A 13,974-nucleotide genomic window follows, 5' to 3' on the forward strand; every position below is an offset into this window, starting at 1 on the left:
CAGAGTTTGGATAAATTTTAAGTTCGCAGATAGCTTTATATTGCTGGACTTCAACATTTATCGCTTGGCTGGTGATTGGGTTGTTAATTTCCACCACACCGCCCCCACTGCCAGCGCGGGTAATACTGCCACGGCGGTCACCACATAATACACCCACATTCCACTCCAGGCAATCGGCCACAGACGCGTCAACAGCAACAGGCTGGCCAGAACCAGGATAACAGAAAGCACCACTCCGCTAAACACCGAGGTTCCCAGCGTCCTACCCTGGAACAGGTACCCAATACCGACCAGGGTAAATCCCCCGAGCAGCAGTATATGCAGGTAAAAAATCCGCAGAGCGTGATCCGACAACCAAAATCCTGACGGCATGACGGAAGCGGCAACCTGCATTACCCCTTTGATAAGAAGCAGCCAGATCGGCCAGCGGAATATGGAATTTAATCGCTTTCCATTTCTCAGGAGGGCATACATAGCCAGACATAACGCAGCGCCTGAAATCAGGCCGCCCGACCGCGCCGTAATGAGCATTTCCGGGGTCACCAGTGTTTCTGAAATTCCATACGGGAACGTGAGGGGCGCACCCAGCAGAATGAGGACCATCAGTACCTGGGACGAAAATGGAAGTGACCCGGTGTTTATTTCCAACAGTTCATCCAGGAGGGCAACCGCGGCCAGAACCACCCATCCCTCGGTGAAGCAGGCCAGGAAAAAGTGCGTTAACGCCTTGCCAACCAGTGGATTCGAAACTCCCGAAAACTGCGCCACCGCCACGCCCCAGGCACCCAGGGAAGAGATGAAGAGCATGACCAGGGAAGCCTCGAACCACCCATTCCGGTCTTCTTCCCCAATATGTTTTCGCATTGACAGGTATCCCGCCATGAAAAGGTACCAACCCACCATAACGAGTCCGGAAAAGATAACGGATAGCGGCAGTGAGGTGCTTCCAACCGTTACGGGACGATATCCAAACAGTAGAAAAAAGGGATAGGATAACAATCCAAAACACAGGATTGCCCAGAGTGAACTGTAGATCAAACTTAGCCCGGAGTTCTCCTTTTTTTCTATCGACTTTATCTCCCCGTACATCAGCAGCAGCGGCAATGCGGACGCCCACCCGAAAAACATCAGGTGGGAGTGGGCGTGACGTATATTTTGCAAACTCAAATCGGCCGGCAGCGGCATTATCATTCCCAGCCGGTACAATACCCCGGTAAGTGCCGCCAGTACAAAACAACACAGAATCACCTGCCACAGGTATCGTCCGACTTTTTTCTCTAGCTGCACTTCGGGGATTCCGGTATTTTTTGGTGATTTAATTCCCGGCTGTTTCCGGCTCTATGGATCGGCCCGGGATCATGATGTGAGACCACGGGGTACCGGGCTCCATCAGCCAGGAGCCGCCTTCACCCGCCGGCGTACTCGAAATACCGGTAGATTCCTCCGTGGCATACGGCACGTAAACTACATAGAGTGGATCCGCCTTCTCTACCTCACCTGTTTCATAGTTAAATCCATCCTGCGGTCCCGACAAGCTGTAAAGTCCCATCGGTTTTTCCGGGTAATGGAGTTCGCCCGCTTCTATCTCCACTTTTCGGATACTGTCCACTTCCATACGAGACAAACCTTCGGCACGGAGTTCCCGACCGCGTTTCATAAATGGGTCCAGTTCCTTGTAATAACAGGCCACATGAAAGCGTGCGTCACCCGGATTATCGGCGAGACAAATCAGTTCATTGCTCCCCTCCCGCAGGGTTGTCAACTTTCCCTGCCGGGTGTAACCATATACCTTGGCCCCCTCCTGCTTGTTCGGCGGAGCGGCACTTACCGCGGCTGCTATCTGCTGCTCTTTAGACGGGGTATCGTTCTGTGCCTGTGCAGCTGGCACGTAAGTCGTGCTGCATATAAATAGGGCTGCTATCAATCCTGTTAATTTCCTCATAACGATGTCAAGTTGGTTGATTTGGAATTCGTTCTTTTTGTCCGGTACATCTGGAAATAAAAACTACATATCATTTTGTTACCAGCGACCCAAGATACGAATTTAACAGCGTATTGAAATAACAGCATACACAAGACTCACGTCGGGAATACAAAGCTTGACTGAAGAACATTTTGTTCAAGGAAGCTTTGCAGAATCTGCTATGTGTGTTGGGAGGTGGTTGTACCACCGATCTTATTGACCTTTTAAACGGGAGTATAACTCCCTCAAAACGAGGAATTAAGGCAAAGTACTCTTCAAGCAAACTTGCTGAAGATCTTTTGCTCATCAAGCCGTAACTGTATTTTCCTTTTCCAGTTTTGCGAAGATATTATTCAATCGTTCTATTTGCTTCTCTGCAGTTTCGGGTATGGAGGCGAGGTTCTCATCCTTGTACGGGGTTCCATCGGCAATCTCAACACAGTATTCGATGCCTTGCTCCAGGTTCTTTCTGAATTTGTTGAGCTTTTTGAGTTCGCCCCCGGTCCCGTCCCATTGTTCAACCAGGTCTTCCAGGTAATCCACATACATGACCATCTCCTTGGCAAACATGTGGGGACGTTCCTCCGGCACCAGCGATTCCCTCCTGCCGTAGATATGATCGACCATCTCCCGGAGGGTGTAGTTGCGATCGAACCAAGCGATGTTGGGACCCGGACAGATCGCCTGCGGGGCTCTCCGTTCTTCCAGGATGCCCAGGTCAATCAGCGCGCCATTGCCCAGGTGATCACATAAACACGCCTTGCCCAGCACCTTTTCACGCATCTTTTCCTTTTCAGCTTCCGGCTTGTCCATCTGGCTGATCTGGTCCAGCTTCAGCAACTGGTACTGGTTGGAGGCGGTACAGATCGGCTGTTCGGTGAACTCGGTGTTCGCCTCCAAAAAGCCCTTGGGACAGGGGGAGCCGGGCTTTCCTTTCTCAATCCGCTCCTGGTGCCACTGATGTGAACCGGTATTTCGGATGTTATTAAACGGGACGCCCAGCGGAGACACACCGCTCAGGTACAGGTCTTGCTCTTTCGCATTTTCCAGCAAGGTTCGCGTGGTCTTGTCCACCGTAGTTGCCTCCGGAACCATCAAAAAAGGGCTGCCCCAGCCGGTGGCATCCATGCCGAAATCATCCAGCAGCCGTTGCGCTTCCCCGGAGGTGCCAATGCCGCCCTGCACCGTAAGCCTGGGCTCGGTAATTTCCCATTCCTCCGAAAAACCGGGGCCTTCATCCTCGTAGTATTTTTTGATCAGGGGCTGGACCGCCTTGCTCAACAGTTCGCGCTTTTCCCTGAACTCCTTCAACAAGCTGGGCAGCAGGTACCCGTCTGAGGCAAACGCATGTCCGCCGCAGTTCAAACCCGACTCAATCCGGTATTCATAGACTTCAAGGCCTTTTTTAGCCAGGTATTTTCCCTGTATCAGGGCCGACCGGAAATCACTTACTTTCAGGATAATCTTCTTTTTAATCTGTCCGGCGGCATCGCGGTAAAAGTCTCTAAACTCGGTAATATAGTTATACAAACGGGGATTAAATCCCGCAGACAACACCAGGCTGGATGAAAGATCGCTGTTGGCGTATCCCCGGAGGGCCGCGTTGGCATCGCTGAATTCGGCGCTCATGGGCGTCCCGTTTTTCTCGTAGTTCAGCCCGTCGACTTTCGCCATGATGTTAACATCGACTGAACCGGGCTGCATCAGCCTAGAGAGCTCGCAGGCCAGCTTGTCCCGAACCGTTCCGCGCCCGGTTTCCATCAACCGATCGTACAGCTTGCGCAGGCTGTTGCCGGGGGGAAGCAGCTCAAAATATTTTGCCTTGTCATTTTCTTCAAAAAATGGCTGCGTCCTGATCTTCTCAAACTTGTCCTGCACAATCTTCTGTACAAGGTTCAGGTAGGCCGTGATACGCCGCGCACGCCCGTCTTCGGCGCTTCGGGGGATATTTGAGTACGAAAAATCCAGCTTTTGACAGTAGAATTTTCTTATTTTTTCGACCAGCAGGTCATCCACAATCGATATCACTGAATCGATCCCGTAGGGCCCCACGCGAATTGGTGAATCGATGGAATGACCGGTCCCCATGACAGGAATGGAAAAAGTGTGGTTGGATGTATTCATAAACAGATTGCTGTAGTTGGAATGTCAGGGTGGAAGAGTCAACGCCCTTCCACCGCTCTTTGCGCATTCAGGAGGAAGCCGCCAATGGTCGGCCCCGAAGATTGATTATTTAATTGAGTCTCTTTTCCAGTTCGAGCGCCTTTGGGAAAAGAATGTTGTTCTCCAGGTGTACGTGCTTGTGCAGATCATCCCGGAACTCCTCCAGGCTTGCATACAGCACGCGGTAGGTGGCGCAGGCGTCACCTGGTGGCGTAAAATCATTACTGAGTTCCTGTATCTTCTCCATGGCGCCGCCCGCCTCTTCGTGTTCTGCCTCCATCATGCTGATCGGATTCGCTGCTGTTTTGAAATGGGGAATTTTTCGCTTTCCTCCACTCTTCGCGGCAACCACCAGCGATTTCACATAGGGAAACAGGATCTCCTCCTCTTTCTGAAGATGGTCGCTGAGTTCGGGAGCCAGCGCTTCGAACTGCTTCAGAATCTCCACATTTTCAGGATGCGATCGGCCGTGGACTTTGGCTACTTTCTGCGCATACAGATGAATCTCCGGCAGCTTGTTCCGCACATAGTTGTGGTGGTTGTTTATGATATAATCGATCAGGAAGTCCGCCGACCAATCCTTGTAATTGTCAGAAGCGCCGGCGCTTCCTCCGAGCATCGAAAGCTCGCGGGCTACAGACTCCAGGTCTACACCCTCTTTTTCACACGCCTCGGCCACTGTTCGTCCACCGCCACAACAAAAGTCGAGTCCGTGATTCTTAAATACCTGTGCTGTTCGGTAATCATCTGCTACAATTTCTCCAATTGTTCTTTTTGCTATCATAATCCAGTATTTGTTGAATTTTAAAACGTTGTCGTATCCTTTAATTCAGGAGCATACAATATAAAAAATTAATAAGACTATTTTGTCTTTTATTATTTTCTTTTTTCTGCGGCCACCTGGTATCCCCGAAATAGTCACGATTTTTAGAATACCGATTTCAACCACTCGTTCGCTATAAACCTGGTATCACGAAGTCTCATGCCGTATTTTCGTGCCCTGCTTCAAGTGGTGCAGGAGCACAATCCAGGCACCAAAAACCAGCAGTGCCATTACCTGGTGTGCCACGGCCAGCGCCAAAGGCACATTATATACCAGGGTAAATACCCCGAGCAGATATTGCAGCAATACAAACACAACCAGTACAGTCAACCTGAGTAATATGGGGCGATCCCGGTTTTCGGCGACCACACGTACCCAGAACAGGATCACCATTCCAGCCAACAATGTGCCCAGTATGCGGTGACTCCACTGTACCAATGCGGGATTTTCGACAAAATTCAATATCAGCGGCTCCAGCGACCATACCGTTCCCGGTAAAACCATCCCATTCATCAGGGGAAAACTGTTGTAGATGTATCCCGCCTTGAGACCCGCAACCAGCGCTCCCCATACGACCTGTAATACAAGTAATGCCCCGATACCATACATCCAGCCGAACAAGCCGTCCGTGTTAGATGCCCGGACGGTCGTTTTGTTCGCATCCGCCCTTTGCAGATCGAGGGCAAGCCACACGCAAAATCCAAACAACAAAAATGCCAGTACCAAGTGTGCGGCCAGCCGGTAGTGACTCACATAGGGTACGTCAACCAGGCCACTTTTAACCATAAACCAGCCCATCCCACCCTGGGCGGCTCCCAGCAAGAACAGTCCCAAGAGCTTTTTGAGCTGAGTCCGGTTAAAATAGCCGCGATACCAGAACCAGAGAAACGGTCCAACAAAAACGATGCCGATAAAGCGACCGGTTACCCGGTGCAGGTACTCCCAGAAATAGATCTTTTTGAATTCCGCGAGTGTCATTCCCGCATTCACCTGCTGGTATTCCGGGAACTGCTTGTACCGGTTAAAAACCTCCATCCAGCTCTCATGGCCGGTGGGAGGAACGGCTCCCAGCAGCAGATTCCAGTCAGTCATGGAAAGCCCCGAGCCGGTCAGCCTGGTAATACCCCCGATGGCCACCATCAGGAGAACCAGGCCGGCCCCGGTCCAGAGCCAGAAAGCAACAGCGCGATCGTTTTTGTGCCCCGATTTCCGCATCAGTTGGAGACGAGCTCTTCACTTTCCTCGCGACCTTTTCCCAACTCTTCGGTTGACTCCCCCCTGAGCCGCGCCTGTGCGGCCGCGAGCCGTGCCACCGGCACCCGGTACGGGGAGCAGGAAACGTAGTTGAGGCCAAGATTGTAGCAGAAGGCGACGCTGCTCGGATCTCCTCCGTGCTCGCCACAGATGCCCATCTTGAGATCGGGCTTTGCCTCATGCCCTTTTTCAACCGCCATGCGCACCAGCGAGCCTACGCCCTCTTCATCGAGCACCTGGAAGGGATCGTTCTTGAGGATGCCCTCATCCAGGTAGAGCTCCAGGAATTTACCGGCGTCATCGCGACTGTAACCGAAGGTCATTTGGGTGAGATCGTTGGTTCCGAACGAGAAAAATTCCGCTTCGGAAGCGATCTTGTCGGCCACGATGGCGGCACGGGGAATCTCGATCATGGTACCCACTTTATAGTCCACTTTTTCGCCCTGCTCTTCAAACACTTTTTTAGCGACCAGGTCGATAACATGCCGCTCGTGGATAAACTCCTCGGAGGTTCCCACGAGGGGAACCATGATCTCCGGAATGACCTCTTTGCCTTTTTTCCTGATCTCAACAGCGGCCTCGAGTATCGCCCGGGCCTGCATCTCGGTAATCTCCGGATAGGTTATACCAAGCCGGCAGCCGCGGTGCCCCAGCATCGGGTTAAACTCGCTGAGCAGGCGAATTTTCCGCTTCAGCTCTGTCTCCCTGATCCCCAGGTCTTCTGCCAGCGCCGCAATCTCCTCGTCCTCGTCCGGGAGGAACTCGTGCAGCGGGGGATCGAGCAGGCGCACCGTCACCGGCAGGCCTTCCATCGCTTCAAATATGTCGACAAAGTCCTGCTTCTGGTACGGCAGCAGGGCCTTGAGAGCCTCGCGCCGCTCCTCTTCACTTTCCGAGATGATCATGCGACGCATCGCCTTGATCCGCTCTTCTCCAAAAAACATGTGTTCGGTGCGGGCCAGCCCGATGCCCTGGGCCCCGTATTCGCGCGCCTTGGCGGCATCTTCAGGTGTATCCGCATTGGTTCGCACATCCATATCGCGGAACATATCCACCCATTTCATGAAGGCATGGTAGTTGTCATCAAATTTGGGCGGCTCCACTTCCTTTTTGCCGCTGATCACCGTACCGTGCGCGCCGTCAATCGATATCCAGTCGCCGGCATGAACCGTGATCTTACCGTTGGTAAAGGTTTGATTCTCATAATTGATGATGATGTCGCCACAACCGGCCACGCAGGGTTTTCCCCAGCCGCGTGCGACCACGGCGGCATGACTCGTCATTCCACCCCGTGAGGTCAAAATGCCCTCCGCGGCAGACATGCCCCCCACATCTTCGGGGCTGGTTTCGATACGCACCAGGATAACCGGCTCCCCTTTCTCCTTCATCTCCTCGGCCGTTTCGGAATCAAATACCACTTTTCCGACGGCGGCCCCGGGTGAGGCGGGCAGCCCTTTGCCGATGATTTCATCGTTGTCCACGGATGACTCATCCAACTGCGGGTGCAGGAGCTGGTCCAGGTGATTGGGCTGCACCAGGTTTTGCACCGCTTTATCCTTGCCCAGGATACCTTCATCCACCATGTCTACCGCAATCTTTACGGCTGCAGCCCCGGTACGTTTCCCGTTTCGGGTCTGAAGGATGAAAAGCTCTCCCTGCTGAACCGTAAACTCGATATCCTGCATATCCTGGTAGTGGCGCTCCAGCTTGTTCGTAAACTCGCGGAGCTCATGGTAGGTTTCCGGCATCACTTTTTTAAGCTCATTTATATTCCTCGGGGTCCGTATTCCAGCCACCACATCTTCTCCCTGGGCATTGACCAGGAATTCACCGTACAGCTCGTTTTCGCCGTCGGAGGGGTTCCGCGTAAAACAGACGCCCGTGGCACAATCATTGCCCATATTGCCGAATACCATCGCCTGCACATTTACAGCCGTGCCCAGCAGACCGGTAATTTTGTTGATTCTCCGATATTTGACCGCCCGCGCACTGTCCCACGACCCGAATACGGCGCTGATGGAGTGGTGCAGCTGCTCCTGCGGGTTTTGTGGAAACATATCGCCGGTATGCTTGCGATACACCGCCTTGTAGCGGTCCACCAGCTCCTTCATATCCTCCACTTCCAGCTCGGTATCCAGTTCCACCGACTTTTCGTCTTTCAGGCGCTGCAGGGCTTCTTCAAACGCTTCGTGGGGTACCTGCATGACCACATCGCCGAACATATCGATAAAGCGCCGGTAGCAGTCGTAGGCGAACCGCTCGTTGTCTGTTTTCTTCGCCAGTCCCCGCACCGAATTATCATTAAGACCGAGATTCAGCACCGTGTCCATCATGCCGGGCATCGACTGGGCAGCGCCCGAACGCACCGACACCAACAGGGGATTGGAGGAATCTCCGAATTTCAGTCCCATCAGCTCCTCGATATGATGAATAGATTCCTGAACCTGGCTTTCCAGTCCCTCAGGCCACTGCCCGTCATTTTCGCTGTAGTACTGGCATACTTTGGTTGAAATAGTAAACCCGGGAGGGATCGGAAGACCAATACTGCTCATCTCCGCCAGGTTCGCTCCCTTGCCCCCGAGCAGGGCTTTCATTGCCCGATCGCCTTCTGCGGTACCGCCTCCGAACTTGTACACCATTTTCTCTGTTTCCATAATCTGCTCCTTATACCGTTTTTGAAAATTTGCGGTCGACCTTCACCTCATCCAGGTATCGATCAAAACACATCGCAATATTACGCAGGAAGAGTCGACCTTGTTCAGTAATTGAGATTTCACTTCCGCTGATTGTGACCAGTCCGTCCCGTTCGAGGCCGGCCAGCTTTTTGAGTGCCTCACTAAAGTAGGTATCAAATACTATGCCCCATTTTTCCTCCATCTCAGAACCGCTGAGGCCCATCCTGCACATGATTTGCATAATTGCATCTTTGCGGATCCGATCGTCCTTGCAAAGCTGCAACAGTTTGCGCACCGGCAGGGTGTTATTACTTAACGCTTCGTAATATTCATTCATTTCCTTGCTGTTCTGCCAGTAGATCTCTCCAACATTAGATATGGCCGACATGCCAAAGGCGTACAGGTCAGCCCCGGCTAGGGTACTGTAGCCCTGGAAATTGCGCTGCAGGGTGCCGTGGTCCATCGCCCGGGACAGCTCCTCATCCTTTCGTGAAAAGTGATCCATCCCAATAAAGCGGTAGCCGTTTGCCGTAAAATGGGATATGGCATCCACGAGCATGGACAGCTTTTCGTCGGTAGAGGGCATCTCATCCACATTCAACAGCTTCTGGGACGGCATCACCTGCGGGATGTGGGCGTAACTGTACACGGCCAGGCGGTCGGGCTGGAGCTGCAGCACGTCGTCCATCGTTTTGCGGAATGTTGACCGTGTTTGGCGCGGCAACCCGTAAATCAGGTCAAAGTTGATGGAATCGATACCCTCCTCCCGCAGCCACCCCGTAACGCGGCGGGTCTGCCCGAACGGCTGAATTCGGTGAATCGCCTCCTGCACCTTGGGATTGGTATCCTGCACGCCCAGCGATGCCCGGTTGCAGCCGATAGAGCGAAGGGTCCGGATATGATCGCGCGTGCAGCGGCGTGGATCGATCTCCACGCTGAACTCCGTATCCCCCGAAGTATTGAACCGTTCGCGGATAGATTTCCCGAGCCGTTTAAGCTGAACCGGCGTCAAAAAGGTCGGAGTGCCGCCTCCAAAATGAATTTGGACGACAGGGGATTCCGGGTGCATCAAGGCTTTTACCTGGTCCATTTCCCGGTCCAGGTACTCCAGGTACAGGTCGCCCCGGTCCTGGTCCTTGGTGATCACCTTGGTGCAGCCGCAGTACCAGCAGAGCGAAAAACAGAAGGGAATGTGAAAATAGAGGGATATCGGCCGGGGTTTTCGATTATGCTCCAAAAGATACTTTTTCAAATCCGGGACCGCCTTCTCTCCCACTTCCCTGAACTGGACGGCCGTGGGATACGAGGTGTAGCGCGGACCCTGCACGTTGTACTTTTTGATAAGATCGATATCTATGTTTGAAGCATCCATTTGTTGTATTATCTCATTGAGCTGGAAAAAATTCCGAGATCAGTTTGCAAAGATCTGTTTTGGGATAAATTCCGTGGCTTCCTGGGAAAGCTCATAGACACAATCTTTGTGAAGCACCGAAGGCCTCCGCTTCAGCACCTTTTCCAGTGTCTCCTTCTCAATCTCAAAATAGAAGGATGAACCGTGCTCCTCCCTGATTGCCAGGCAGGTACGGGGCATCGCTAAGTGACGGTTGCTCTTCCCAAAAAAGTTGGCGTAACACAGCACGATATACACAATCTCCCCGCTCCGGGGATTAAGCATCACATTTTGAACCACGCCGATATCCTCACCCGCGGGAGTCTTTATTTTTGTTCCCATGATATCCGTTACCAGTTGTACACTATTCTTCATCTTATCTTTTACTTTTTTGCGTTTTGAATCTGAATTATTTTCTACTGCTCATGGAGCTGGTATTGATTATGCAACTACTGTGCCGGGTTACCAGAATTATGACTGGTTCATTAAGGGCTTTGCAGAACCTGATGCTTAAGTTGGGAGGAGATGGTTGTACCACCGACCTTCTATAGCCGCTTAAAGCGGGAGTGCAACTCCCTCCGAACGGTGATTCGAATGTTTGGCAAAGTCCTCTCATTTTAACCGCACTATCAATATTTAAAAGCCTCGCTGCCACATCACCCTGGATATTCATTCCCCGGATGGGCAAAAAAACGAACCCAATACAATACCGGAGACGATAACGCGGCAACCTGACGGCAACCTTTCACGAGCTAAAAATCCTTCTTCAGGAACAGGCGGCTTCCTCTCCAGAGCGGCACAACCAGCCAGAGCAACAGGCAGAAACCCGCCACGCCGATGCCGAGCATACTGCCGAAAAAGCGATTGAACACCGCGCCGGTGTATCCCATCAGGGCGGAGACGTCAAATTCCAGCAGCACGGTGATCCGCGCCAGGTCTATCGGATTCAGCATGGTCATGGCCAGCATCGGTTCCTCTATGGGATAGTCGCCCAGCAAAAAGATCGCCAGCAGCACCAGTCCGTCATAGATTACGGCCAGGAACAGCCAGCCGACCAGCGCAAACCCGAGTCCCTTGATACGGTCGTTAAAAAACCGGAGTCCCAGCCAAAATCCCAGGCCGGTAAACAGCAGGGTCAAGAGGTTTCCGAGTACTAATATCAGCAGTGTGGATTGCAGGCTTGCCGTGGCGACCATTCCGGTATAGACCATCGGCAGACCCACCCCGGCGGTAAATGCAAGCGCCAGGGGCACCGACAGGCCGCCAAACAGCCCCCAAAACAGCGTGGAGCGGTTCAGCGGCTGGGCCAGCAGCAGTTCGGTAAATTCGCGCGACTGGTACAGGTAGAGCGCCCCGTAGATCATGCCGACGAGAGGGATCAACAGCAGCATGATGTTGGCAATACTGAGCATCGCCTTGGGACCCGTACCGCCAAACCGGATCATGGCGTCTGCTATGATCAGGTAGATCAGGGCATAACCGATAATCCACTTACCCCGGAACAGGTCTTTCCACTGGTATTTTAAGATTGTGAATGCCTTCATGCTGCGGTCTCCTCCATCATTTTTGCCACGGCGCCTTCAAGCCGCTGTTCCTGTTGTTTTTCGATCAATTCTTTCATGGGGCCGTGATACCGGATTTTTCCCTCCACCAGGAAAATCAGGTAATCCGCCAGCTCCTCGATTTCACTCATAATGTGGGAGGTGAGGAGCACCGTTTTTCCCTTTTGCTTTTCGCGATGCAGCAGCTTTTTGAACTGCACGCTGGAATGGGGATCGAGACCCGCCGTGGGTTCATCAAAAATCAGAATCTCCGGGTCAAACATCAGCGCCAGCACGGCTCCCACTTTTTGACGGGTCCCCCCGGAGAGCGTGCGCATTCTCTTGTTCAGCTCCGGCGCAAGACCGAAATGGTTGATCAACACTTCTTCATTCGTCTGTTCCACGTCGCGGACCTCCTTGATAAACGCAAAAAGTTCGCTCACCGTCATGTTTTCGGGATAACGCGCAATCTGCGGCATATAGCCGATTTTTTGACGATAATCCCACCGCCCGGCGACAGACTGCCCGTCGATCAAAATATTTCCTGCATCCTGCCGGACCAGCCCCAGCAGGGTCTTGATGGTGGTGGTTTTCCCGGAGCCATTGGGTCCCACAATACCGGTAGCCTGGCCGGAGGGGATCTCGAGCGTGATGTCATCAAGCACGGTAAGGGGACCAAATTTCTTTTGTAATCCTTGTATTGAAATCATGATACTTCGGTCATTTTCGGTTGGGGATCAATAAGTGTTTCTGGGGTGAGCGCAGGCATGATGCGTTCAGCGGCATCCAGGATGTCGATCAGCAGGCTGCGCAACAGCAGCAGTGACTGCGGCTGTTTTTCCACCAGTATTGAGAACAGGCGCACTGGACGGTGGGGGATGTCACCGACCCCGTCCCGGTCCAGGTCATACCCTTCATATTGACTCCAGTAGTTGTTCCTGAATTCGTTGTAGTTTTTCATGCTGTTGGTTGACACCTCGAAACTGTTTGACAAAAAATTATTTTCACTGAACAGGTTGTCGGTGGAGTTGGCCATCAGCTTTATGGCCCAGCCGTTTTGCCGGAAGGTGTTGCCGCGAATATCGTTCCGGTTCGTAGATTCGATGTACAGGCCCACCGAGTTGTTGTTAAACTCGTTATTCACAATTTTGCTGCGGTTAATCTCTTTAAGCAGCATCCCGTAGGCCGAGGAGCCCCAATTATCCTCAAACCGGTTGTTGATGATCTCTACATTTGTGGTGTACATCACCGCCACGCCGCCGCCGTTGTCCCGGAAGGTGTTGCCTTCGTAGCGGCAGTTGTCGGAATACATGAAGTGGATCCCGTAGCGGATATTTTGCTCACTAAGATTTCCGGATATGGTGGCTCCGTCCACGAACTCAAAATAGAGGCCGTCGCGGTGTCCCTTGACGTAGTTATCTTCGATTCTGGTATCCCTGGAATACCAGAGGTGAATGCCGTTTCCGGATTTCGTTTCCCGAATGCCGGAGGCGGTAATATGATTGTTTTTCAGCACCGCATTCGAGGATTTTGCCAGGTAGATTCCGAAAAAGTTATCAGTCAGGGTAACGTTTTCGATCACCGTGTTGTCGGTATCCTCTACCAGGATTCCGGCATAATCCTCCATGAAACTGGTGCTGGCGTTTGTTACTTCAATATTTTTAACCGTCACATCATCAGCGGAGACAACCAGCACGAACCCTTTGCGATCGCCGTCTATCGTGACATCGCCTTCCCCGATAAGCGTCAGCGGTTTGTTTATGGTGACGTCATATTCCATGTACCGGCCCTCTTTGACGATGAGCGTATCCCCCGGCGCAGCGCGGTTGATACCCTGCTGGACGGAGGAAATCGGACCGTTTTTTGCCACCGTCACCGATTGCGCCCGGGCGGTTTGACCGGCCACCATCAGCAACAGCATTATTAATAATCCTTTTATTTCTTTTTTTGTCCACATTTCTCAATCCTTGTTAATTAAATGTGTGTTTGGGCTTGCAAATACAATGAACAAGAACCGTGCATACACACGGGGCAAGATCATCTAACCTCTCAGACACTGACGCAAGCGTCTCGCTTGTGCCTTTTTTGTAACTTTGACGTGTATATGGTACGAGCGAGACGCTCGCACCAGTGAAGGAATAATACCAAACCAAAGATCATATCCT

At 52.4% G+C, this 13,974-nt stretch carries 11 protein-coding genes; all 11 read right to left on the bottom strand.

What is annotated here, in order from left to right:
• Positions 1-57: 57 nt before the first annotated feature.
• The 11 genes from ACG2E4_RS07830 to ACG2E4_RS07880 all read right to left on the bottom strand — a co-directional run bounded on the left by ACG2E4_RS07830 (position 58) and on the right by ACG2E4_RS07880 (position 13,766).
• Positions 58-1,287, bottom strand: a complete 1,230-nt coding sequence (locus ACG2E4_RS07830; RefSeq protein WP_395257587.1) for a hypothetical protein — start codon at positions 1,285-1,287, stop codon at positions 58-60.
• 28 nt (positions 1,288-1,315) lie between these two features.
• Positions 1,316-1,942 (bottom strand): hypothetical protein, encoded by a 627-nt coding sequence (locus ACG2E4_RS07835; protein ID WP_395257589.1) that lies wholly within the window; start codon positions 1,940-1,942, stop codon positions 1,316-1,318.
• A 327-nt stretch (positions 1,943-2,269) separates the two neighbouring features.
• Entirely contained in the window at positions 2,270-4,087 is a 1,818-nt protein-coding gene (locus ACG2E4_RS07840) for a hypothetical protein (RefSeq protein ID WP_395257591.1), read from the bottom strand.
• Positions 4,088-4,196: 109 nt separating this feature from the next.
• Entirely contained in the window at positions 4,197-4,910 is a 714-nt protein-coding gene (ric, locus tag ACG2E4_RS07845) for an iron-sulfur cluster repair di-iron protein (protein ID WP_395257593.1), read from the bottom strand.
• Positions 4,911-5,096: 186 nt separating this feature from the next.
• Positions 5,097-6,164 carry a COX15/CtaA family protein gene (locus ACG2E4_RS07850; RefSeq protein WP_395257595.1) on the bottom strand — a complete coding sequence of 356 codons (1,068 nt, stop codon included), beginning with the start codon at positions 6,162-6,164 and terminating at the stop codon, positions 5,097-5,099.
• Complete coding sequence (ppdK, locus tag ACG2E4_RS07855) at positions 6,164-8,857, bottom strand: pyruvate, phosphate dikinase (protein ID WP_395276202.1); 2,694 nt, start codon at positions 8,855-8,857, stop codon at positions 6,164-6,166. Before ppdK ends, ACG2E4_RS07850 begins: the two co-directional genes overlap by 1 nt.
• A gap of 10 nt (positions 8,858-8,867) precedes the next feature.
• Entirely contained in the window at positions 8,868-10,250 is a 1,383-nt protein-coding gene (gene hemN, locus ACG2E4_RS07860) for an oxygen-independent coproporphyrinogen III oxidase (RefSeq protein ID WP_395276203.1), read from the bottom strand.
• Between the two features lie 39 nt (positions 10,251-10,289).
• On the bottom strand, positions 10,290-10,643 hold the full coding sequence (locus ACG2E4_RS07865; protein ID WP_395257601.1) for a PRC-barrel domain-containing protein: 354 nt from the start codon (positions 10,641-10,643) through the stop codon (positions 10,290-10,292).
• A gap of 377 nt (positions 10,644-11,020) precedes the next feature.
• Entirely contained in the window at positions 11,021-11,812 is a 792-nt protein-coding gene (locus ACG2E4_RS07870; protein ID WP_395257603.1) for an ABC transporter permease subunit, read from the bottom strand.
• A complete protein-coding gene (locus ACG2E4_RS07875; RefSeq protein ID WP_395257605.1) occupies positions 11,809-12,519 on the bottom strand; it encodes an ABC transporter ATP-binding protein in 711 nt (236 codons plus the stop codon). The genes ACG2E4_RS07870 and ACG2E4_RS07875 overlap by 4 nt, the downstream gene beginning before the upstream one ends.
• Entirely contained in the window at positions 12,516-13,766 is a 1,251-nt protein-coding gene (locus ACG2E4_RS07880) for a nitrous oxide reductase family maturation protein NosD (protein ID WP_395257607.1), read from the bottom strand. The genes ACG2E4_RS07875 and ACG2E4_RS07880 overlap by 4 nt, the downstream gene beginning before the upstream one ends.
• Positions 13,767-13,974: the final 208 nt, after the last annotated feature.

It is taken from the genome of Halalkalibaculum sp. DA384 (genome assembly GCF_043951955.1).
Taxonomy (GTDB): Bacteria; Bacteroidota; Rhodothermia; order Balneolales; family Balneolaceae; genus JAMQKA01.

Excerpts from the sequence above, each read along its gene's own strand:
- ACG2E4_RS07875 (WP_395257605.1), bottom strand. The coding sequence starts at position 12,519 with ATGATTTCAATACAAGGATTACAAAAGAAATTTGGTCCCCTTACCGTG.
- ACG2E4_RS07870 (WP_395257603.1), bottom strand. The coding sequence starts at position 11,812 with ATGAAGGCATTCACAATCTTAAAATACCAGTGGAAAGACCTGTTCCGG.
- hemN (WP_395276203.1), bottom strand. The coding sequence starts at position 10,250 with ATGGATGCTTCAAACATAGATATCGATCTTATCAAAAAGTACAACGTG.
- ACG2E4_RS07850 (WP_395257595.1), bottom strand. The coding sequence starts at position 6,164 with ATGCGGAAATCGGGGCACAAAAACGATCGCGCTGTTGCTTTCTGGCTC.
- ACG2E4_RS07840 (WP_395257591.1), bottom strand. The coding sequence starts at position 4,087 with ATGAATACATCCAACCACACTTTTTCCATTCCTGTCATGGGGACCGGT.
- ppdK (WP_395276202.1), bottom strand. The coding sequence starts at position 8,857 with ATGGAAACAGAGAAAATGGTGTACAAGTTCGGAGGCGGTACCGCAGAA.
- ACG2E4_RS07865 (WP_395257601.1), bottom strand. The coding sequence starts at position 10,643 with ATGAAGAATAGTGTACAACTGGTAACGGATATCATGGGAACAAAAATA.
- ACG2E4_RS07880 (WP_395257607.1), bottom strand. The coding sequence starts at position 13,766 with ATGTGGACAAAAAAAGAAATAAAAGGATTATTAATAATGCTGTTGCTG.
- ric (WP_395257593.1), bottom strand. The coding sequence starts at position 4,910 with ATGATAGCAAAAAGAACAATTGGAGAAATTGTAGCAGATGATTACCGA.
- ACG2E4_RS07835 (WP_395257589.1), bottom strand. The coding sequence starts at position 1,942 with ATGAGGAAATTAACAGGATTGATAGCAGCCCTATTTATATGCAGCACG.